The 20,837-nt window shown below is 65.1% G+C and carries 20 protein-coding genes; 2 read left to right on the top strand and 18 right to left on the bottom strand.

Features of this window, described 5'->3' with window-relative positions:
- Nucleotides 1-24: 24 nt before the first annotated feature.
- From U5775_RS29375 to U5775_RS29290, 18 genes are all read right to left on the bottom strand, one after another.
- A complete protein-coding gene (locus tag U5775_RS29375) occupies nt 25-1,512 on the bottom strand; it encodes a pyridoxal phosphate-dependent decarboxylase family protein (RefSeq protein WP_322061626.1) in 1,488 nt (495 codons plus the stop codon).
- 67 nt (nt 1,513-1,579) lie between these two features.
- Entirely contained in the window at nt 1,580-2,479 is a 900-nt protein-coding gene (folD, locus tag U5775_RS29370; protein WP_322061625.1) for a bifunctional methylenetetrahydrofolate dehydrogenase/methenyltetrahydrofolate cyclohydrolase FolD, read from the bottom strand.
- 6 nt (nt 2,480-2,485) lie between these two features.
- On the bottom strand, nt 2,486-3,844 hold the full coding sequence (locus U5775_RS29365) for an FMN-binding glutamate synthase family protein (RefSeq protein ID WP_322061624.1): 1,359 nt from the start codon (nt 3,842-3,844) through the stop codon (nt 2,486-2,488).
- Nucleotides 3,845-3,861: 17 nt separating this feature from the next.
- On the bottom strand, nt 3,862-4,560 hold the full coding sequence (locus U5775_RS29360; protein ID WP_322061623.1) for a protein glxC: 699 nt from the start codon (nt 4,558-4,560) through the stop codon (nt 3,862-3,864).
- Nucleotides 4,548-5,456 carry an amidophosphoribosyltransferase gene (locus tag U5775_RS29355; RefSeq protein WP_322061622.1) on the bottom strand — a complete coding sequence of 303 codons (909 nt, stop codon included), beginning with the start codon at nt 5,454-5,456 and terminating at the stop codon, nt 4,548-4,550. Before U5775_RS29355 ends, U5775_RS29360 begins: the two co-directional genes overlap by 13 nt.
- Before the next feature lie 97 nt (nt 5,457-5,553).
- Entirely contained in the window at nt 5,554-6,882 is a 1,329-nt protein-coding gene (gene glnT, locus U5775_RS29350; RefSeq protein ID WP_322061621.1) for a type III glutamate--ammonia ligase, read from the bottom strand.
- A gap of 144 nt (nt 6,883-7,026) precedes the next feature.
- A complete protein-coding gene (locus tag U5775_RS29345) occupies nt 7,027-7,728 on the bottom strand; it encodes a hypothetical protein (protein WP_322061620.1) in 702 nt (233 codons plus the stop codon).
- Nucleotides 7,725-10,688: a glycine cleavage T C-terminal barrel domain-containing protein gene (locus U5775_RS29340; protein ID WP_322061619.1), complete on the bottom strand. Its 2,964-nt coding sequence runs from the start codon at nt 10,686-10,688 to the stop codon at nt 7,725-7,727. The genes U5775_RS29345 and U5775_RS29340 overlap by 4 nt, the downstream gene beginning before the upstream one ends.
- Nucleotides 10,689-10,946, bottom strand: a complete 258-nt coding sequence (locus U5775_RS29335; protein ID WP_322061618.1) for a sarcosine oxidase subunit delta — start codon at nt 10,944-10,946, stop codon at nt 10,689-10,691. It abuts the gene before it with no gap.
- A gap of 15 nt (nt 10,947-10,961) precedes the next feature.
- Entirely contained in the window at nt 10,962-12,203 is a 1,242-nt protein-coding gene (locus tag U5775_RS29330) for an FAD-dependent oxidoreductase (RefSeq protein WP_322061617.1), read from the bottom strand.
- 68 nt (nt 12,204-12,271) lie between these two features.
- Nucleotides 12,272-13,132, bottom strand: coding sequence for a formyltetrahydrofolate deformylase (purU, locus tag U5775_RS29325; RefSeq protein ID WP_322061616.1), 861 nt, complete (start codon nt 13,130-13,132; stop codon nt 12,272-12,274).
- A 206-nt stretch (nt 13,133-13,338) separates the two neighbouring features.
- Nucleotides 13,339-13,701 carry a hypothetical protein gene (locus U5775_RS29320; RefSeq protein ID WP_322061615.1) on the bottom strand — a complete coding sequence of 121 codons (363 nt, stop codon included), beginning with the start codon at nt 13,699-13,701 and terminating at the stop codon, nt 13,339-13,341.
- Nucleotides 13,688-14,365 (bottom strand): hypothetical protein, encoded by a 678-nt coding sequence (locus U5775_RS29315; protein ID WP_322061614.1) that lies wholly within the window; start codon nt 14,363-14,365, stop codon nt 13,688-13,690. The genes U5775_RS29320 and U5775_RS29315 overlap by 14 nt, the downstream gene beginning before the upstream one ends.
- A gap of 88 nt (nt 14,366-14,453) precedes the next feature.
- A complete protein-coding gene (locus U5775_RS29310; protein WP_322061613.1) occupies nt 14,454-15,845 on the bottom strand; it encodes an APC family permease in 1,392 nt (463 codons plus the stop codon).
- A gap of 69 nt (nt 15,846-15,914) precedes the next feature.
- Nucleotides 15,915-16,055 carry a hypothetical protein gene (locus tag U5775_RS29305; RefSeq protein WP_322061612.1) on the bottom strand — a complete coding sequence of 47 codons (141 nt, stop codon included), beginning with the start codon at nt 16,053-16,055 and terminating at the stop codon, nt 15,915-15,917.
- Between the two features lie 4 nt (nt 16,056-16,059).
- Complete coding sequence (locus tag U5775_RS29300) at nt 16,060-16,443, bottom strand: hypothetical protein (protein ID WP_322061611.1); 384 nt, start codon at nt 16,441-16,443, stop codon at nt 16,060-16,062.
- Between the two features lie 84 nt (nt 16,444-16,527).
- Nucleotides 16,528-16,854 (bottom strand): hypothetical protein, encoded by a 327-nt coding sequence (locus U5775_RS29295; protein WP_322061610.1) that lies wholly within the window; start codon nt 16,852-16,854, stop codon nt 16,528-16,530.
- 286 nt (nt 16,855-17,140) lie between these two features.
- Complete coding sequence (locus U5775_RS29290; protein WP_322061609.1) at nt 17,141-17,557, bottom strand: group II truncated hemoglobin; 417 nt, start codon at nt 17,555-17,557, stop codon at nt 17,141-17,143.
- Nucleotides 17,558-18,350: 793 nt separating this feature from the next.
- Between U5775_RS29290 and U5775_RS29285 the strand changes: the two genes are divergently transcribed.
- Nucleotides 18,351-19,472: an aminodeoxychorismate synthase component I gene (locus U5775_RS29285; protein ID WP_322061608.1), complete on the top strand. Its 1,122-nt coding sequence runs from the start codon at nt 18,351-18,353 to the stop codon at nt 19,470-19,472.
- A gap of 146 nt (nt 19,473-19,618) precedes the next feature.
- Nucleotides 19,619-20,758 carry a porin gene (locus tag U5775_RS29280; RefSeq protein WP_322061607.1) on the top strand — a complete coding sequence of 380 codons (1,140 nt, stop codon included), beginning with the start codon at nt 19,619-19,621 and terminating at the stop codon, nt 20,756-20,758.
- Nucleotides 20,759-20,837: the final 79 nt, after the last annotated feature.

Genomic DNA, 20,837 nt, shown 5'->3' with positions numbered 1-20,837 from the left:
CGAAACCCGCCAACAAACAAAACATCAATCGACGGCCAACCCCTCTACATCAACGCGCAGCTTATCGACCTCACGCCAGGCCTCGATCATCGACTCCGCAGCGCGATCGATATCATCCTCAGTGGTGGCCCACGCGATAACACTAACGCGCATCACACGACGCCCCCGCCACTGTGCACCGAGCGCAAAACACACACCCGCTTGCTGAATGCGCTCAATCGTAGCGTCAGTAAGCGCATCACCATGAGCAACGCTCTCATGCCCCCCAAACCGCACGACCACCTGATTAAGCTCGACCTCATTAAGCACCGCAACACCCGGTTCATCAGCAAGCCGACACGCCAGCCGCCGAGCCAGCACGCAATGCCGCTCGACCATCGCCGCAATACCGCTCCTCCCCAAAGTACGCAACAGCGCCCACAACACAAACCCGCGCGCACGCCGCGAGAGTTCCGGCGCGTAATGCACAGGATCGCGCACGCCGCCCTCATCAGCGTTGGGAAGATACCCCGCGCCAATCGTCATAGCACGCCGATGCGCATCGGCATCGCGCACGAATGCACAACCGCACTCATAGGGCGCCTGCAGCCACTTATGCGCATCCGTCGCCCACGAATCCGCGCACTCGACGCCCTGCGCCAGCGCCGCGCGCGCCGGGCACGCCCGGGCCCACAGGCCGAAGGCACCATCCACATGCAGCCAGCCACCACGCGCATGCGTCAGCGCCGCAATCTCGCCGACAGGATCGAACGCGCCAGTCATGATGTGCCCCGCCTGCGCGATCACGATATGCAGGCCGCGGCGACGCGCGAGCGCAGCGCGCAACGCATCGACACGCATCCGCCCGGCCTCATCAGTAGCAATCCTTACGAGTGACCGTTCGCCGAAACCCAGATACCGCAGCGCCGCGAACACACTCGCATGCGCATCGTCGCCGATAAAAACAGCAATAGGCGGCGCACCGAACAGGCCGTCCGCCTCCACGTCCCAGCCCACGCGGCGCAGCAGCGCGCCGCGCGCCGCCGCGAGGCAGACGAAGTTGCTCATCGTCGCGCCCGTCGTGATGCCCACCGAGCATTCGGGCGGGAGTCCCAGCAGGTCGGTCAGCCATTGCGCGGCCACTTGCTCGGCTACGGCGGCCGCCGGTGCGCCTTCGTAGCAGCCGGCATTCTGCCCCCAGACGCTCGTGAGCCAGTCGGCCGCGACCCCGGCCGGATGCGAGCCGCCCACGACCCAGCCGAAAAAGCGCGGCCCCGCGCTCCCCATCAAGCCCGGTCCGGCCGCCGCCACCAGTTGCTCGATGGCCTCGCTCGCGGGCATGCCAGTCTCGGGCGTGGGTCCGCCGAACGCGTCGAAAAGCGCCGCGAAGTCCGCCGTGGCGGCGGGCGGGCGCGTCGCGCGGGTGCGATGAAACGCCTGCGCATGCCGGTGCGCCGCGTCCAGCGCGGCGCCCGCATCGTCGCCCTCAACTTCGCTCGAAAACTCATTCGGCTTCCTGATGAACCCGTTCACAGCGGCTCCTTTCCCCTGTTGACGCCGCGTGCTCCCGCAGTCCCCGCAGCCATTCACGCTACAAGCGCTAGCGCGCCGGCACCTGCCAGAACGGCTGGGCCGGATGAAACGCCTCCCCCTGTGCGAAGCGTTCCGCCGAGCGCAGCGTATTCTCGATCAGCATCGTCACGGTCATCGGCCCCACGCCGCCGGGCACGGGCGTGATCCACGAGGCGCGCTCGCGCACCGCCTCGAAATCGACGTCGCCCACGATGCGCCCATCGGCGATCCGGTTGATCCCCACGTCGATCACGATCGCGCCTTCCTTTACCATCTCCGCCTTGATGAGCCCCGGCTTGCCCGCCGCCACCACGAGAATGTCCGCGTGGATCGTGTGATGCGCGAGGTCGCGGGTCTTCGCGTGGCAGATGGTGACGGTGGCTTCCTTCTGCAGCAGCATCAGCGCCATGGGTTTGCCGACGATGTTGCTCGCGCCCACCACTACCACGTTCTTGCCCGCCACGTCGATGCCCGTGGTTTCCAGCAGCAGTTGCACGCCATAGGGCGTACAAGGCGGGAAGATCGAATTGCCGACCACCAGCGCGCCCACGTTGTAGAGATGAAAGCCATCCACGTCCTTGTCGACGACGATGCTCTCCAGCACGCGCCGCACGTTGACCTGTGGCGGCAGCGGCAATTGCACGAGAATGCCGTGCGTGGCCGGGTCCAGGTTCAGCTCGCCGATGCGATCGAGCAGCTCCGTTTCCGTGCAGGTGGCGGGGAACCGGTGCATGAACGAACGCACGCGGCTCTCCTCGCAGGCCTTCACCTTGTTCGCGACATAGACCTGCGACGCCGGGTTGTCGCCCACCAGCACCACGGCGAGACCCGGCACGACGCCGCGCATGGAAAGCGCGGCGACGCGCTCGCGAAAGCGCGCCCGCAAGCGGCGCGCGAGGTGTTTCCCATCGATGATCTGTGCCGTCATCGTGCGTCAGACCACGCCCGGGATCCAGTTGGTGCCCGCGAGCGGCACACGCGCCATCGCGGCGGCCTCGACTGTGAGCGCGACGAGATCTTCGGGCTCGAGGTGATGCACGTTCTGCTTGCCGCAGGCGCGCGCGATCGTGGTCAGCTCCATGTTCAGCGTCTTCAGGTAGTTGCGCAGACGCTTCGCCCCCACGTCGGGCTGCAGCCGCTCTTGCAGCACTGCGTCCTGCGTGGTGATGCCCACGGGACACTTGCCGGTGTGGCAGTGGTGGCAATAGCCCGGCGCCGTGCCCAGGTTCGCGTAGTCGTCGAGCACCTGCACGTGCTGGCCGTTCTCGATGTACGAGGCGCTGTTGCAGCCGAGCGAGACCAGCACGCCCTGGCCGATCGCCACGGCGTCGGCGCCCATCGCCAGTGCCTTGGCGACGTCGGCGCCGCTGCGGATGCCGCCCGAGACAATGAGCTGCACCGTGCCCTTCATGTTGAGGTCTTCGAGCGCGTCCACGGCCTGGCGCAACGCGGCAAGCGTAGGAATCCCAACGTTCTCGATAAAGCAGGTCTGCGTGGCCGCGGTGCCGCCCTGCATGCCGTCCACCACGATCACGTCGGCGCCCGCGTGCACGGCCAGCTTCACGTCGTTGAAGGTGCGCGTCGCGCCCACTTTCACGTAGATCGGTTTCTCCCAGTCGGTAATCTCGCGCAGCTCCTGAATCTTGATGAGCAGATCGTCGGGGCCGGTCCAGTCGGGATGGCGGCAAGCCGAGCGCTGGTCGATGCCTTCGGGCAGCGTGCGCATCTTCGCGACGCGCGGCGAGATCTTCTGGCCGAGCAGCATGCCGCCGCCGCCCGGCTTCGCGCCCTGGCCGATCACGACCTCGATCGCGTCGGCCTTGCGCACGTCGTCGGGATTGAAGCCGTAGCGCGAGGGCAGGCATTGATAGACGAGCGTCTTAGAGGAAAGCCGCTCCTCCTGGGTCATGCCGCCGTCGCCGGTCGTGGTGGAGGTGCCCATCTCGGACGCCGCGCGGCCCAGCGCCTCTTTCACGTTCGCGGAGAGCGCGCCGAAGCTCATGCCCGCCACCGTGATCGGGATCGCGAGCTCGATGGGCTTTTTCGCGAAGCGCGTGCCGAGCACGGTCTTCGTGGTGCACTTCTCGCGATAGCCTTCGAGCGGATAGCGCGAGAGCGAGGCGCCCAGGAACAGCAGGTCGTCGAAGTGCGGTACGTGGCGCTTCGCGCCGAGACCACGGATCTCGTACAGCCCGTGTGCCGCGGCGTTCTGGATATAGTTGATCGTCTTGCGGTCGAAGCCCCAGGATTCTTCGGTGGCCAGTTGCTTCATGTGGATGGGCTTGATTTCCATGGTGGGGATCCTTGGGGTCAATATTCCTGGTTCGCGTCGGCGTTCCAGTGATAGAGCGAGCGGGCCGAGGCGATGCGCTTGAACTCTCTCGCCTCGAAGCCGGAGAATGCGGGGCCCGCCGCGCGCAGCAGTTGCGCCACCGCTTCGATGTCGGCGGCCGTCATCGGCTCCTCGCGCGCGTCCGCGCCCAGCGACTTGATGTTGCCGCGCACGTACAGCACCGCTTCGTACAACGAATCGCCGAGTGCATCGCCGGCGTCGCCGCAAATGACGAGGCGCCCCGCCTGCGCCATGAACGCGGAGAAGCTGCCCACCGAGCCCTTCACGACGATGTCGGCGCCCTTGAGCGAGATGCCGCAGCGCAGGCCCGCGTCGCCTTCGATCACGAGCAGCCCGCCTTGCGCCGACGCGCCCGCCGCATTCGAAGCAAAGCCCTTCACGTGCACGCGCCCGCTCATCATGTTTTCGGCGACGCCCGTGCTCGCGCTGCCCGCGATGGTCACCTTCGCCTCCTTGTTCATGCCGGCCGCGTAGTAGCCCGCATGCCCGTCGATCTCGACTTCGATCGGCAGGTCGAGCCCGACCGCGATGTTGTGCGCACCATCGGGATTCGCGATGCGCACCGCCTGCACGCCCTTGCCCGCGGCGTCCTTGTGCAAGTAGCGGTTGACTTCGGTCACCGACGTGCTTGCCAGGTCAAAGTTCACACTTTCCATACGTACATCTCCTCGGGAGCCGGTTCGAACACGGTTGCATGCTTGATGTCGGGAAGATGCGCCAGCGAGCGGAACTCGGAGGCGATCGCGACGTAGTCGTCGGTCTCGGCCACGACCGCCGGCTTGCACGCAAACGGGTCGCGGATCAGCGCAAGCTTGTCGGGCGTGCCCATGAGGAACGTGTAGAAGCCGTCGAGCTGCTCGAAGCCCTGTTGCAGCGCCACTTCGAGATCGTCGCCCTCGCGCAGCCGGTATTCGAGGAAGCGGCAGGCCGCCTCGGTATCGTTATCGGTATCGAAGTGGATGCCGTGCGGTTCGAGCATGCGGCGCACGCCGAACGGATTCGAGAGCGAGCCGTTGTGCACGAGGCAGAAGTCCTCGCCCGCCGTGAACGGGTGGGCGCGGTCGGGCGTGACCGCCGACTCGGTGGCCATGCGCGTGTGGCCCACGAGGTGCGTGCCGGTGAGGTTCTGGAATGCGTAGCGGTCCGACACTTCCCTGGGCGTGCCGATGTCCTTGTACAGGTCGATCGCACGGCCCGTCGAAAGAATGTGCAGCTTCGGATGCTGCTCGGCGATCCAGCGCTTCGCGGTCTCCGGCGCGATGCCCACGCTCAGCACCGCGTGATTGCCCTTCGCATGCACCGAGGCGCCGGCGCCCAGATGCGTGTTCATCTCGTGCGCGAGCCCTTGCCAGTTGAAGTCCTCGGCTTCTTCCGTGAGGCCCGAATAGAGGCTGATCTTGCGGACGGCCTCGCCCACCGGCTCCGTGAACACAGCGAGCCCCGCCGAATCGGGCCCGCGCTCCGTCATGCCGAGCAGCATGGGCACCATCAGCTCGCCCAGCCGCTCACGCAACGACGGCTGCTTGATAAGCAATCCTACAATTCCACACATGAGTGATCTCCTGCACGTATTTCCTGCGTTTCATGGATGGCCGGCGGACCGGTGCCCCCGTGGAGCTACGGCGCCGCGCCGCCGCGTATAGGCCGGCTCAGAAAAATTCGAGGTAGGTCTTCTGCTCCCAATCCGACACATGGCGCATGTACTCGATCCATTCCATGTGCTTCAGGCGCAGGAACTCCTGGCCCGCCGGGCCGAGCGCCTCCATCATGACTTCGTCGCGTTCGAGCTCGCGCAGCGCGTCCTGGAGGTTCTGCGGCAGGATGTTGATCTCGCGCTGGCGCAGCTCCTGCGGCGACATCTCGTAGAGGTTCAGGTTGCACGGCTCGCCGGGTTCGAGCTTGTTGTTCACGCCGTCGAGGCCCGCGGCGATCACGGCGGCGCTCGCCAGATAGGCGTTGCAGGCGGCGTCGGGCAAGCGCAGCTCGATGCGTCCGCCCGGAATGCGGACCATCGACGAGCGGTTGTTGTCGCCATAGCTCACATAGGCCGGCGCCCACGTGGCGCCGGTCAGCGAGCGGCCCACCACGAGACGCTTGTACGAGTTGACCGTGGGCGCGCAGATGGCCGCGAGTGCCGCCGCATGCTTGAGCAGCCCCGCGGTCCAGTGATAGGCGAGCTTCGTGAGACCCAGGCCGCGCTCGTCGTGCTTGTCGGCGAACAGGTTGCGCTCGCCGTCCGAGAGCGACATGTGCATATGCATGCCATTGCCGGGACGATTCGAAAACGGCTTGGGCATGAACGAGCAGATGAGGCCCAGCTCGTTCGCGATCTCGGCGGCCGCCATTTTGAAGAACACATACGAATCGGCCGATTTCAGGCAGTCCGAATAGGTGTAGTTGATTTCGAACTGGCCGTTCGCGTCTTCGTGATCGATCTGATAGACGTCGATGCCGGCCTTGATCAGCGACTCGGTCAGGCGTTCGAGGAACACGCGCGAGCGCGAGAGTCCCTTGTAGTCGTAGCATGGCTTGGGCAGCGCGTCCGAGTCGTCGCACGGCACGATGCGGCCGTCGTCGGTGCGGCGTAGCAGCGAGAACTCGGGTTCGAGCCCCGTGTTCAGAATCCAGCCGTGCTCCTGCAGGCGCGCGACCTGCTTTTTCAGCGTCACGCGGCTCTCGAACTGCCACGGCTCCTTTTTCACGTAGCCGTCGCAGGCAATGCGCGCGTAGCCGGGCTGCCACGGCATGAGCGTGAGCGTATCGAGGTCGCCCACCGCCATGAAGTCCGGCCCCTGCGGATCGATGCCGAGGCCCCAGACCGCGAAGCCGGCAAAACCCGCGCCATCGGTGAGGATGAGGTCGAGGTGGGCGGCGGGCACGGACTTCGTCTTCGCGACGCCGTGAATGTCGACGAACTGCGCGAGTATGTACTTGACTTCGTTGTCTGCGAGGAACTGCTTGGCTTCTGCGGGTGTCATGTCGATTGTCCTCAAGCGTCATGAATACGGTGTCGAGGAGGCGCCCGGCGCCTGCTTGCGCCGGACGGCTCCGCCCAGTTGCCTGATGAGCCTGTTGCGGGCCTGACTTGTGCCTTCCGTGGCCTTCTGCGGGCCTTCTGCGGCTTACTGCGATGGTGCCTGGTCGATAGCGTCGATCACGGCGAGACCGACCGGCCCGCCGCCCAGTTCGGCAGCAATGCCGGCCAGGGTTTCCCACAAGTACACGCCGTACGTGCCGTCGGCCCACAGACGGCAGTACGGCCGGCCCAACCGCTCGCCCGGCAGGACGGTGACGGCGACCCCCGCCATCGAAGTCAGCACGACGGGTCGGGTTGCGAGGTCCAGCGCGCGAAAGTTGACGTTGCAGGTCTGCAGCAGCAGCTCGTCGATCGACTCGCCGCACAGCACCAGCGCCAGATCCTGGCGCAGCACCGGATAGACCCGCAGCGCCGGTTCGCGATGGGCCAGCCTGGCCGAGGCGCGGCCGCTCATGCCGTCCTCGATCAGATACTCGGTCAGGCCCAGACGCGCGATCAGTCCGCCGCTCGCGAGCGGCGCCCACGTGTTGGGCTGGGGCAGCGCGGGCAAGTCCTGCTCCGCAAGCCACGCGGCCACGCCCTGCCCCTTGAAGCCCATGCGGGACAGGTGCGAGACGTCCGCGATGCCGGCGTTGCGCGCGCGCGTTTCATCGTCCGCGCCGAAGCGCTCGACGATCTGCATGTTCTCCACCGTGCTCCAGCGCGCCTCGGCGGCGTGACGGGCGTCGCGGATGGGGCTCGTGCGCAGCGAGACGTTCGCTGCGCCTGCCGGGTTCGATGCGCTCATGCGGTCTCCTCTCTCGGTGCGGCGGCGTGCGCGGGGGCGGCGTCTTTCTGGCGCAGGTTCTCGGGATCGTAGAACGGCGTGGGCACGACCGTGGCCGCCACCATCACGCCGTCGCTCTGGCGAAAGCGGATGCGCGTGCCAGGCGCGGCCATCGCGGGCCGCACGAACGCGAGGCCGATGGTCTTCTGCAAGGTCTCGCTCCACGAGACGCTCGTCACGCGGCCCGCAATCTCGTTGCCTTCGATCGCGAGATGGCACTCGCGCAGGGCATCGTTCTTGACGCCGTCGTCGAGCGTGAAGCCCACGAGACGCTGCTGCTGCGTCTGGGCGTCGATGGCCTGCAGGCTGCGCTGGCCGACGAAGAACGGCTTGTCCATCTTGACCGCCCATTCCATCGCGGCATCGCGCGGCGTCGTCAGACCGTCGGTGTCCTGGCTCACGATCACGTGGCCTTTCTCCAGACGCAGGAGCCGCTGCGCCTCCACGCCGAATGGGCGGATGCCGAATTCCTTGCCTGCTTCCTGGAGCGCGCTCCACAGCGCCGCGCCGTATTCAGCGGGGATGTGAATCTCGTAGCCCCATTCGCCGACGAAGCCCACGCGCATCAGCCGGGCCGGCACGCGATTCGCGCCCAGCGCGATACCGGTCACGCGGATGCCGAGATACGGAAATGCTTCGGAGGACAAATCAAGGTCCACGAGCTTCGCAAGCACGGCGCGCGAATACGGCCCCGCGAGGTTGATGGCCGCGTAGGCGCCCGTCACGTTGACGATGCCGCAGTCGAGCCCCCAGATCGTGTTCAGGCGCGAGAGCTCGCGATAGATCGCCGCCGCGCCCGAGGTCGTGGTCGTGAAGTAAAAGTGATCGTCGGAGAGGCGCGCGATCACGCCGTCGTCGATCACCACGCCCGCTTCGTCGCACATGAGCGCATAGCGCGTCATGCCCGATTTGAGCCCCGCGTACTTCGACACGTAGACGCGTTCGAGAAACTGCGCGGCCTGCGGCCCGCGCGCTTCGAGCTTGCCGAGCGTGCCCACGTCGATCATGCCCACGCCCGTGCGCACGGCCTGCACCTCTTCCTGGATGCAGCGCGTGCGGTCCTTGCCCGCGACCGCGTAGTATTCGGGCCGCTGCCAGACGCCCGCGGGCATCCACTTCGCGCCCAGGCGATCGTGCTGCGCGTGCATCGGCGTGCGGCGCTCGGGATTGAAGCCGCGGCCCGCGAGCAGCGCCATCGGCACCGGATGGAAGAACGGGCGCGCCGTGGTCGTGCCCACTTCCTGCGGCGCCTTGCCGGTCAGGCGCGCGAGAATGCGCAGGCCGTTCATGTTCGAGTGCTTGCCCTGGCTCGGACCCATGCCATTGGTCGAGAAGCGCTTGAGCAGCTCGATGTTGTCGAAGCCTTCCTGCACGGCGTTTTCGAAATCCTTCAGTTGCAGGTCTTCGTCGAAGTCCACGAAGTTCTTGCCCGCCGGATGCGGCACGATCGGCCACGCGTGCGAGGGCGACTCGGGCTCGCGCGCAATCGCGGTGCTGCGCGAGTCGGGCGCGCCGCCCAGCAGACCGACGTGCGCCGCGGCCAGCGCGCCCGAACGGCGGCCGTCCTGGAGCTTGCTCTCGAAGGTATGCACGCCGTTCACGCGGCCGCACGCGAATACGCCCTCGGGCAGCCGCTCGGGCACGAACTGCTCGACGTTAGTGTCGTAGCGCATCGCCGTGCCCGCCTGGTAGAGCAGATTGGCGGCCGGCGCCCAGCCCACGCTCATCAGCAGCGTGTCGCATTCGATCTGCCGCGTCTTGTCGATCGCCGCGCTCTCGCCCGGCGCCGGCATCGGCCCGACACGCACCGCCGCGAGCCGCTTGCCGTCGGTGTCGGGCACGGCTTCGACCACGCAGCTCGAACCGAGCACTTCCACGCCGCGCGCTTCGAGTTCGCGGGCGAGCTCGCCACAGCGATGCGTCGCGCGCAGGTCGATCAGCGCCTTCACCTTGATGCCGCGTTCGAGCATGTCGAGGGCCGCGCGATAGCCGTCGGCGTTCGCGGCCAGCACCACGGCGCGCTGGCCCGGCGCCACGCCATAGCGCCACACGAGCCGCTGCGCCGCCGAGGCGAGCATCACGCCCGGCAGGTCGTTGTTGCGGAACACGGCGGGCTGCTCGAACGCGCCGCTGGCCACCACGACCGCTTTCGCGCGCATCTTGGTGATGTGGCCCGGCTCCACGAGCGGGACCCAATGGTCCGCGTAATAGGCCGCGGCCAGCGTGCGGTTGAGCATGCGCACGCGCGGATGCGCACGCACTTGCGCTTCGAGCGCGCGCACCGCTTCGAGCCGCTCCATGTCGCCACCCGCCTGATACGTGCCGCTGCCGCCCGAGCGCGCGTTCTCGTCGACGATCACCACGTCCGCGCCCTGCTGCGCCGCCTCCAGCGCCGCCGCGAGACCCGAGGGCCCGGCGCCGATCACGAGCACGTCGCAGAACCCATAACGCTTCGGAGTACGAATGTGCGGCGCGTTGAGATCGACCACGCCGAGACCGGCCATCTTGCGGAACATGCGCTCCCAGCGCGGAAACCAGCGCTTGCTGTAGAACGCCTTGTAGTAGAAGCCCACCGGCAGGAACGGCGCGAGCTTGCCCATCCAGCGGCCACGGTCGGCGGCCACGCCGCCCGTGGTGTTGACCGCGTGCCAGTTCGCGCCCGCAATCAGCTCGGTCACGTCGGCGCGCACGTTCAGGCGCGCGCCGTCCTGGAACATCGCGTTCACATCGTGGTTCGCGAGCGAGAGCACGCCGCGCGGGCGGTGATACTTGAAGCTGCGCCCGAGCACCGAGACCTTCGACGCCCACAGCGCGCTCGTGATGGTGTCGCCTGCAAAGCCGACGTAACGCAGCCCTTCGAAGCCGAACTCGATCTGCTTGCTGCGATCGATCCATTCGCCTGCATGCGGTGCCAGACGCATTTACGCCTCCTCGTCGTTCAGATACGTGCGGATGACACGATCCTTCGCGGTGTCACGCTCGGCGATGAACCAGGTGTTGCTCGGCGTGTGGCACCACCATTCTTTCTTCACGCCCGCGGCGCCGTTGCGGCAGAACACGTAGTCGGCCCATTCGTCGTCGCTCGCTTTCGCGGGGTCCGGCATCGCGCGCAGTTCGCCCCAGTAGACGAATTCGGAAACGGGGCGCGCGCCGTTCACGGGACAGGTCATGATTTTCATGGTCGTGTTCTCCGCTCAGTGCCCGACCGACGCTGCACCCTTCTCGCCGGTGAGCGCGTAGCGGCGGAAGCGGTCGAGCGTGAAGCCGTTGATCAGCGAATGGTTCGTGTCGTTCGCGACGGTGTATGACATGGTCTTGCCGCACACCGGCGTGGCCTTGAAGCCCCACGTGCCCCAGCCCGAATCCAGATAGAAGCCCTCGACCGGGGTCTTGCCCATGATGGGCGCGAAGTCCGGCGTCATGTCGGCCATGCCCGCCCACTGGCGCATGACCTTGGCGTTCGAGAGGAACGGGAACATTTCGAGCATGTGCGCCGTGAGCCCCTCCACGAAGTCGAGCGTCGAGCGCGTGGCATGGAGCTCGTAGGGATCGAGCGACGCGCCCATCACAAGTTCTCCGCGCGCGGACTGGCTGATATAGACGTGCAGGCTCCCCGAGACCAGGATCGGGTCGAGCCAGGGCTTGAGCGGCTCGCTCACCATCGCCTGGAGCGGGTGAATGAAGATGGGCGTGCGCAGCCCGACCATGTCGGTGATGCGCGGCGTGGAGCCCGCCACCGCGCACAGCACCTTGTTGGTCGAGATATAGCCGCGCGAAGTCTTCACGCCCTTGACCTTGCCGCCCACCACGTCGATGCCGAGCACTTCGGTCTGCTGATGAATTTCCACGCCGCGCTGGTCGGCGCCGCGTCCATAGCCCCAGGCCACGGCGTCGTGGCGCGCGACCGATCCCGGCGCGTGATAGAGCGCGCCCAGAATCGGCGCCACGCCGCCGCACGAGAGGTCGATCATCGGCGCGGCCGCTTTGACTTCTTTCGGGCCGACCACTTCCGAATCCACGCCGAAGTGCTTGTTCACCTCGGCGCGCCAGCGCATCGTGCGCATGGCCGAATCCGTATGCGCGAGCGTGTAGTGGCCGCGCGTCGAATAAAACAGGTTCAGGTCGAAGTCCTGCGAGAGGTCTTCCCAGAGCTTGACCGACGTGTCGTAGAACTGCACCCCCTCGGGCGTCAGGTAGTTCGAGCGGATGATCGTGGTGTTGCGGCCCGTATTGCCGCCGCCGATATAGCCCTTCTCCAGCACCGCCACGTTCTTGATGCCATGCTCGCGCGCGAGGTAGTACGCGCTCGCGAGTCCGTGGCCGCCCGCGCCGATGATCACAACGTCATAAGAACTGCGCAAAGTGTCATGCCGGGTGAACATCCTCGGCTCGGGGTGCTTCTTCGACATGGCAAAACGCACGAGACGCCACGGCATGGCTCACTCCTTGTTCTCGGCCCCGCGCGCGAAGCGCGCGGGCAAACCGGGTTGGACAGCAGGTGCTTTCAGCGCAGAACGACCGTCTTGTGGCCGTGTATCAGGACTCGGTCTTCGAGGTGGTAACGCAAGCCTCGGGCCAGCACGGCCTTCTCGATGTCGCGGCCGAGGCGCACGAGGTCGTCGGGACGGTCCGAATGGCGCACGCGGATCACGTCCTGCTCGATGATCGGCCCTTCGTCGAGGTCTTCCGTCACGTAGTGGCAGGTGGCGCCGGTGAGCTTGACGCCGCGCGCGTAGGCCTGGTGATACGGCTTCGCGCCCACGAAGCTGGGCAGGAACGAATGATGGATATTGATGATGCGGCCCGGGTACGCCGCGCACAGCTTGGGCGAAAGCACCTGCATATAGCGCGCGAGGACCATGGTGTCGGCGCGCGCGTCCTCGAACAGGCGCTGCACTTCGTCGTAGGCCTGCGCCTTGGTCTCGGGCGTGACCGGCACGTAGTGAAACGGAATGCCGTGCCATTCGACGAAGCTGCGCCACGTTTCGTGGTTCGAGATCACGCACGGGATCTCGATGTCGAGTTCGCCGGCCTTCCAGCGCGCGAGCAGGTCATACAGGCAATGCTCGAGCTTCGAGACGAGGATCACCACGCGCTTTTTCTGCGCGTGATCGGTCACCTTCCAGTCCATCGAGAATTCGCGGCCGATGCGCGCGAAGCGCTCGCGAAAGGCTTCGAGGCTGATGGGCAGCGAGTCGGTCGCGATCTCGTGGCGCATGAAAAAGCGCTTCTCGATCTCGTCGGCGTGGTGAGTCGCCTCGATGATCCAACCGTGATGCTCGGCGATGAACGCACTGACTGCAGCGACAATGCCGACCCGGTCGGGACATGACAACGTCAGTGTAAAGCGGCGCGTTTCTGACATGAGGGGCACCTGGGTCTCGACAGGAATGAACGTGAATCAAAAGTAGCTAGCGGAATTTCGCTTGTCAACACGAATAAACTTTTTTTCCTGTCAGGAACCCCATCAGGCGTATTGCCCGCTGGGTAAGCACTACCCCGCAGTGGGTAGCCAGGGTGGCTGGCGCGCTTCTGTTTCCCGTGGTTTCCCGGTCGTCGGCTGTTGGGCGGCTACGCGCCCATTGCGCGCGAGCGCTGCCTGAAGCTTTCCCAGCGGTAGCGGGCCACCGCGTAGGCGTCGAGCACGGCGATCGCGTAGACGAAGATCCCGCCCGCGTGGCGGCCCACGAACGATCGCTCGGGCGCGGCGAGCTGCAGCGTGAGAAAGCCCAGCAGCAGCATGAAGAACACCATGATGAGCGCGCGCGTCGGCATGCGGTTGAGGACCTGCCCCGCCCCCGGCAGCAGCACCGCGGCGCTCAGCACGATGAAGGGATGCCAGGGGCGGCGCGTGGACGGCTGTGGCGGTCGCGGGTGAGCCTGGTTTTCGTCGATGGCAGGGTCGATCACGGCGTCGGCTTCAGGCGTCTGCATGGTCGTTTCCTCGCACTAGATCGGCGCATACGGCCGTCGCGCGTTCAAGCAACGATTCGAGCAGCGCGACGCTCACCTGTGCGCCGCGAAACGTCGCGCGCCGCAGCACCAGGTACTCGCTGCGGTCCGCGGCCTGAACCTGATAAACGATGCGCACGCCGCGCGGCATCACCACCAGCTCCTTCGAGCGCGGGTCGGAGAACAGTTCTCTGACGTGGGGATCGAGTACGCCCATCGGTAATTCGGAGGCCTGACGATCGGATTTGAGCGAGGTATGGATCGGCCAGTCCTGGGGTAGCGGCACGCGCAATGGCAAGGCCCCGGCCTGCGACCAGAATTCGACGTTGGCGCGGCGCGCGAGCAGGTCGAACGTGCCGCCCACGGGCAAGTCCTGCCGCACCGATACGACCAGCCAGAGCGAGGGCACCTGCCGGAACACGACCTGATCGACGATGGGCTCGATCCGCACGCTGTGCTCGCGATACGAGCCGGTAAGCACCGGGAAGGCCACGTCGTCCTGCGTGAGCGTGGCATGGTCGAACAGCGCGAAGCACCCATCGAACAAGGTGCGGCGCTGCGCCCGGAACGCCTCGCGCTCGCGCCGGTGAAGAATGACGAGCGCCACGGCGAACGCCGTGGCGAGAGCAATGCCTGCGACTGACATGAAGACACTCTCCATTCACGAATGCGGCGCGGGCGGTATGAGCCGCCCGCGCCGTTGCCATTGCCGGTGGGATTTCAATGCACGTTCATCAGTAGTCCTTCGGGCGTGGCCAGCTCATCGTGAACTGGTCGCCGCGTTTGACGTACTTGTAGCGATGCAGCGCGAACCAGATCGACGCCACGATGTAGAACGCCATGATCGACAGCAGCGAGGCGCCATAGCCAAGGTAGGTGGCAAAATAGGTCGCGGAGCACAGGCAGGCCAGCACGATGGCCGGGATCGGGTGGAACGGGTGCACGTAGCCGCGGTTGATGCTGCCGAGCGGCCATTTGCGGCGAAACTTCACGATGTTGATCGACATGAAGGTGTAGCCGAGCAGCCCGGACAGAATCGAGAACGTAATCACCTGATCGAGCAGCCCCGTGAACGCGAACGAAATCGCGATCGGCACGAGAAAGATGATGGCGCGGTACGGCGTGCGATAGCGCGGATGCACGGCGCCGAACCACATCGGCATATAGCGGTCGCGCGACATCGAAAACCACGCGCGCGAGGCGTCGTTGATGCAGCCGTTGGCCGAGGCAATGGCCGAGAACAGCGTGCCCACGAACAGCAGCGTCTGCAGCCCCTTGTTGCCGGTGAGGCGCGCGGCGTCGTAGAGCGGCGTCACGGCCTGGCCGAGATACTCCCAGGGCATGAGCCCGGTGGCCACGTACCAGGTCAGCGCGGCGGCGATCAGCAGCGTGATCATGCCGCACATGGTCCCGAGCGGGATCGAGCGTCCCGCCGAGCGCACTTCCTCGGCGGCCTGGCAAGTGCCTTCGATGCCGAGGTAGTACCACATGCCGAACTGCAGCGCGGCAACTACGCCTAGCCAGCCATACGGCAGTTGCGTCAGCAGTTGATGATGGAGCAGCACCTGGCCCGGGTTCCACGGCTGCACGCCGAAGAACAGCACGACGATGGCGAGAAACGCGATGGCCGTGATCACGAAATTGACCGTGAGCGTGACGAACACGCCGCGATAATTGAGCCACGCGAGAAACGCGATCGTCACGAGCGCGAACGGGCGCGAGTCGAGCACATAGCCCGAATCAGCCGCCACGGCCTTGATGAGGTCGCCGACCACGAGTGCGTCGGCGGCTTCCAGCATCGTATAGGCCATCACCAGATAGAGGCCCACATTGAACGCCATGAGCGGCCCGATAATGTGCTTGGCCTGCGTGTACTGGCCGCCCGCCGCGGCCACCGTGGAGGTCACTTCCGAATCGATCATGGCCACGCAGGTATAGAGCAGGCCGATGATCCAGCAGGCGATCAGCGAGCCATAGGCGCCGCCCTTCGCCACCGAGAAGTTCCACCCCATGAACTCGCCCACGAGCACGATGCCCACGCCGAGCGCCCAGACGTGAATCGGTCCCAATACCTTCAGGAGTGCGATGCGCTCTCCCGGCTGTCCTGTCGTTGCTGCGTCGCTCATGCACCGCTCCTGTACAGGTTGGCTAACCAGATGGATTGAGGTTGAGGCTGAAGCAGGCCCGTTGCGGGCTTATTCGCTGCCCTCGGTCGAGCTCATCAGGAAATCGTCGCTGTACGCGCGCGAGACGCGTACCGCATCGACGATGATCCACGCGAACAGCAGGATGGCGAGCGCCCAGGCGGCATTACTCAGCATTGGCCAGAAGTTCATTGCATCACTCTCCGAATTTTTCGGCGATCACCTGCCGATATTGCTTTTCCGATACGCGCAGCACGAACACGAAATAGCCGACGATCACGAGCGCCGTGACGATCAGCGAGCCCGGCTCGACCACGTAGTCGAACTTGGTGGTGATGATGGGCTTCGCCTGAGCCGCGTCGTAGCCGAGCTTCTGCCACTGCGCCTGCATGGTGGGATTCTGGCCCAGCGCCTGCCACGACACCTGGGTCTTCGCGGCCTGCGCCGCGTCCGGCTGCTTGTCGGGCGCCTTGAGCAGAAGCGGCGCGAGCAGGCTGCAATAAACGAGCACGAGCAGAAACAGGCTGTCCACCAGTTGCCCGAAGCCCTTCTGCACGGGAGGAACGTATTCGGATGCCATGTCGAGTTTCCTCTTCAGACGGCATTGCGTTGAACGGTTCAGCATCGAGGGGACGACAAGCCGCGGGAAGATCCGCGGCCGGGATCAGGCCAGCACTTCTTCTTCCTCGTCGTCGCGAAGGGCCGCCTTGCGCAGGCGGTTTTCGTCGAGATGGTGGATGTCGAGACCGTAGATATGGTCCTTGTCTTCCTTGTAGTGCCGCACCATCGCCGTCACCGAGGCGGTATTGAACACGACCACGCCTGTGGCGCCGATCGTCAGCGCGACCCGGACCATGGGGTCCGCCGCCGACAAGCTCACCGCGAAGTAGACATAGCCCAGCGCGACCCAGAGCGCCAGCAAGGCCGTGCCTGCCATCAAACGGTCCCGGGAAAACATGCTGTCGATGCGCTTGCGCATTCGGTAATCCATGCTCAATCCCTCCATCAGTAGGCGAAACGATTGGGTGTTCAGTACCGCTTTTTCGTCGATTTCTCGTGTTTCCCGTTCAGCAACAAAGTTTCACCGTGGTATTTATTGTGGATTGGGCTCCGGGTGTCAATACTGTTTTTGTGGGTAGATAGAGACCCTGGGTGAGTGTGCGCTTGCCCGAGGTTGCGGATGCATGGCGTTTGCTTGGGGGCTGCGCCGTGGTCTGGGATGCGGTGTGCATAGGCGCTTCGCTGGCGATGAGCTTCCTTGCGGCGTGCGCCGGTCGTCAGGCCGTATTGCGCAGCGCCTGGGCGGAGCGTGTGAAATGCTGCATCAACGTGGCCGCGACGTCGGCGTCGTAGTCGAGTATCGTGATGGCCTTGCGCATGCATGTTAGCCACGCTTCGATCTCCGCCTGGCCGATCTCGATGTGGGCGTGGAGTGTGCGCAAGTTCGCGTGCCCCATGCGCTCAAGGTAGTACTGCGGGCCGCCGAAAAAGCCCGAGAGAAATTCGAACTGGGCCTGGCGGACATGTGCCAGGCCGAAGCCCTTCAAATGCAATGCGTGAATGCTCGCGCCTTCGGGATCTGTTTCGATGATGTCGTAGAACTTTTCCACGAGGCGCGCAAGGGCGGGCTCGCCGCCTAGTATCTGGTGCACTGTCTGCGCCGGTTTTTGCGCCTGTGGGTGTTTTGGTTTCACGATTTTCCTCGGGGCTTGCTTTGATGGTTCGGTTCCTGATTTGTGGTGCTTTTCGCTTTTTTGCGTTTCCTTGTTTTCGTGTCGGTCTGCTAGCGTTGCCCCTGTGCGGGGCGGCACCTACTTTCTTTGCGGCGGCAAAGAAAGTAGGCAAAGAAAGCCGCTCACACCGCCAGTGTGACGAAGTCCACAAACAGCCGTTTAAGGGGAATGGTATAGGCGCGTCTGCCATCTCGCACCATTCCACCCAGTGACAAAGGACTCATTCATCCCGCTGCGCGCTACGCGCGCAACGGTCGGGTCTGCATGGGAAACCAGACGTATACAAGCGGGCGAATACGCATGCGCCCCACTGGTTTGGGGTTATGCCCCACGGCGCGCGTAGCGCCGCCGGATGTGCGAGTGCCTTGTCACTTTGTTATGTGGTGCGAAGTGACGGATGCGCCTATACCTTTCCCCCTTAAAGGCTGTTTGCCGACTTCGTCACACTGGCGGTTTGAGCGGCTTTCTTTTGCCTACTTTTCTTTGCCGCTGCAAAGAAAAGTAGGTGCCGCCCCGCACAGGGGCAACCCTGGCAGACCACCACGAAAACAAGGAAACGCGCCAACATCCACACCAAATCATAATCACGAGCCCAGACCAACCGCGTCTCCCCGAAGGGGTAGAAAACACGCTACCCAGCGCCGCGCCACGCACAAAACCCCTACCCCCATAGAGATACCCACTACGAATCATTGATGACGCACTTTTGGTCGCCGATGCTCGCCGCATTGATTCGCCGTTCCCGTCCCCCTCCATGAATATTTGCCGCTTCGACGATTTCGTTGCTGGACGTGCGCTCGTCATGCGCGGTCCGCACTCGCGGATCACGGCTCGGGATCGCAGCGAGTTCGCGAACGCGATACACGAAATCGAAGCGGCACGGGCAAGGGGGCAATGGATCGCCCTGATCGCCGATTACGAAGTGGGCTACTGGCTAGAACCCTCGCTGCAAGAACCAGGCGAAGCACAAGACGCACACCGGGCGCCGCTGACCGCACTCGTCTTCGACCACGCCGACGAAGAACCGTCATGCGAAGCGCTAGCGAACGACGCACGAGGCGAGGTCGTTTCGATCCGCCCGCGCATCGACCAGCATCGCTACACGGAGAAGCTAAACGAGATCCGCAGCCTGATCGCCGCGGGCGAGGTTTATCAGATCAACTACACGTTTCCGCTAGACGTCACTACGCGCGGCGATGCGGGTGCGCTGTACCGGCGCCTTGCCAGCGCGAATCCGTCCGCGCACGCGGCCTATATCGAGGACAACGAGCGCCGGATTCTTTCGTTCTCCCCAGAATTGTTCCTGCAGCACGGCGACGGCAAGCTAACGACACGGCCCATGAAGGGCACCGCGCCGCGCGACGCCGATCCCGAGCGAGACCGCGATTTTGCGGCGCAATTGCAGGCGAGCGCGAAGGACCAGGCCGAGAACCTCATGATCGTCGATCTCCTGCGCAACGATCTCGGGCGCATTGCGCGCACCGGTTCGGTGGCGGTGGAGAAGTTGTTCGCGCTGGAGCAGTACGCAACGGTCTGGACCCTGACCTCGACGATCAGCGCCGAGATCGGCGAGCCCGATCTCGAACGCATCCTGCGCGCGCTGTTTCCGTGCGGCTCGGTCACGGGCGCGCCGAAGATCGCTGCGATGCGCCATATCCGCCGCCTCGAAATCGCGCCGCGAGGCGTCTATTGCGGAAGCGTCGGATGGCTCGCGCCCGATGGCCGGTTCTCGATGAACGTCGCCATACGCACCCTCGTCCTCGATCGCGATGGCGAGGGCGTGTACTGCGTGGGCGGCGGCATCGTCATGGATTCGGACCCGGCGCGCGAGTGGGAAGAATGCAAGTGGAAGTCACGCATCATCGGTTCCTGGTGAATGTCTCGCCTCCATCGGTCGCTTCACGGGCGAGCTATCCATGCAGTGGCGCACGGGTTGCGGGTGACCCGGCAAAGCTCGAGCACCAGCACGAACTCCCCTGTCTCGCCCGCCAATCCTGGAGCCCTCCCTAGCTCATGAAAATCATGAAAAAAAAGCACCTTCCCTGCGCCGCGCTCGCGGCACTCCTTGCCGCCGGCCATGCCCATGCGCAGAGCAGCGTCACGCTCTATGGCGTGATCGACGACGGCCTGAACTACACGTCGAACGCGCGCGGCCATAGCGCCTATGCGATGGTCAGCGGCGACACCAATGCCTCGAATTTCGGGCTCAAGGGCGCGGAAGATCTCGGCGGCGGCCTCTCCGCCATCTTCACCCTCGAAAACGGCTTCAACGTCAACAATGGCGCGTTGAGCATGGACGGCACGCTGTTCAGCCGCCAGGCGTTCGTCGGGCTCAGTTCGACGAACTACGGCACGTTCACGTTCGGGCGCCAGTACGACGCGACCGTCGACATGTGGAGTCCCTTCACGGCAGCGGGCAATACCATCGGCGACCTCGCGGCGCATCCGTTCGACAACGACAACTCGGACCAGGACTTCCGCTTCAACAACGCGGTCAAGTATGTGAGCCCGACCTTCGCGGGATTGCAGGCCGAAGGCGTCTATGGCTTCAGCAACGCGACCAACTTCGCCGACAACCGCGCGTACAGCGCCGGGATCACCTATGGCGCCGGGCCGTTCTCGGCCGCCGTGGCCTACATGCGGCAGTCCAACGCCAATCTGAGCAGCACGGGCGCGGTGGGTGGCGACGGCGTATTCACGGCCGCGCGCCAGCAGAACATCGACGCCGGCGTGAAATGGACCTTCGGCGACGGCTCGAACGTCGCCCTGGCCTACTCGCACGTCGACGTCTATCAGCCGACCGGCAACGCCTATGCGCCCGACATCGGCACGCTCGCGTGGTCGTCGTGGAAGTTCGACAACGTGGAAATCAACGGCCAGTACTTCATCAATCCCACGCTCTCGCTCGCCGCCGCGTATACCTTCACGCACGGCAATCTCAAGGACACGTCGGCGGGAACGAGTCCGAACTGGCATCAAGTCGCGTTGATGCTCAACTACTCGCTGAGCAAGCGGACTTCGGTCTACGCGCAAGGCGCTTATCAGCACACCAACGGCAAGACCGGCACCGATCTCGATGGGGCACACATCGTGGGCGCCGCCGATCTCTCGTCGAGCGAGAACCAGGCCGTGGTCCGCGTCGGCTTCCTGCATCGCTTCTGACGCATTTACACAGCAGTCCCTGGCAAGGCGCGCGCGGCGCCCTGCCGCTACCACGTTGGACATACCCCCTCTGCCGGAT

It is taken from the genome of Paraburkholderia sp. J63, from assembly GCF_905220245.1.
Lineage (GTDB): Bacteria > Pseudomonadota > Gammaproteobacteria > Burkholderiales > Burkholderiaceae > Paraburkholderia.
The sequence above is the reverse complement of the archived record's forward strand: the minus strand, read 5'-3'. Positions and strand labels throughout refer to the sequence as shown.

Excerpts from the sequence above, each read along its gene's own strand:
- folD (WP_322061625.1), bottom strand. The coding sequence starts at position 2,479 with ATGACGGCACAGATCATCGATGGGAAACACCTCGCGCGCCGCTTGCGG.
- U5775_RS29365 (WP_322061624.1), bottom strand. The coding sequence starts at position 3,844 with ATGGAAATCAAGCCCATCCACATGAAGCAACTGGCCACCGAAGAATCC.
- U5775_RS29360 (WP_322061623.1), bottom strand. The coding sequence starts at position 4,560 with ATGGAAAGTGTGAACTTTGACCTGGCAAGCACGTCGGTGACCGAAGTC.
- U5775_RS29355 (WP_322061622.1), bottom strand. The coding sequence starts at position 5,456 with ATGTGTGGAATTGTAGGATTGCTTATCAAGCAGCCGTCGTTGCGTGAG.
- glnT (WP_322061621.1), bottom strand. The coding sequence starts at position 6,882 with ATGACACCCGCAGAAGCCAAGCAGTTCCTCGCAGACAACGAAGTCAAG.
- U5775_RS29345 (WP_322061620.1), bottom strand. The coding sequence starts at position 7,728 with ATGAGCGCATCGAACCCGGCAGGCGCAGCGAACGTCTCGCTGCGCACG.
- U5775_RS29340 (WP_322061619.1), bottom strand. The coding sequence starts at position 10,688 with ATGCGTCTGGCACCGCATGCAGGCGAATGGATCGATCGCAGCAAGCAG.
- U5775_RS29335 (WP_322061618.1), bottom strand. The coding sequence starts at position 10,946 with ATGAAAATCATGACCTGTCCCGTGAACGGCGCGCGCCCCGTTTCCGAA.
- U5775_RS29330 (WP_322061617.1), bottom strand. The coding sequence starts at position 12,203 with ATGCCGTGGCGTCTCGTGCGTTTTGCCATGTCGAAGAAGCACCCCGAG.
- purU (WP_322061616.1), bottom strand. The coding sequence starts at position 13,132 with ATGTCAGAAACGCGCCGCTTTACACTGACGTTGTCATGTCCCGACCGG.
- U5775_RS29320 (WP_322061615.1), bottom strand. The coding sequence starts at position 13,701 with ATGCAGACGCCTGAAGCCGACGCCGTGATCGACCCTGCCATCGACGAA.
- U5775_RS29315 (WP_322061614.1), bottom strand. The coding sequence starts at position 14,365 with ATGTCAGTCGCAGGCATTGCTCTCGCCACGGCGTTCGCCGTGGCGCTC.
- U5775_RS29310 (WP_322061613.1), bottom strand. The coding sequence starts at position 15,845 with ATGAGCGACGCAGCAACGACAGGACAGCCGGGAGAGCGCATCGCACTC.
- U5775_RS29305 (WP_322061612.1), bottom strand. The coding sequence starts at position 16,055 with ATGAACTTCTGGCCAATGCTGAGTAATGCCGCCTGGGCGCTCGCCATC.
- U5775_RS29300 (WP_322061611.1), bottom strand. The coding sequence starts at position 16,443 with ATGGCATCCGAATACGTTCCTCCCGTGCAGAAGGGCTTCGGGCAACTG.
- U5775_RS29295 (WP_322061610.1), bottom strand. The coding sequence starts at position 16,854 with ATGGATTACCGAATGCGCAAGCGCATCGACAGCATGTTTTCCCGGGAC.
- U5775_RS29285 (WP_322061608.1), top strand. The coding sequence starts at position 18,351 with ATGAATATTTGCCGCTTCGACGATTTCGTTGCTGGACGTGCGCTCGTC.
- U5775_RS29280 (WP_322061607.1), top strand. The coding sequence starts at position 19,619 with ATGAAAAAAAAGCACCTTCCCTGCGCCGCGCTCGCGGCACTCCTTGCC.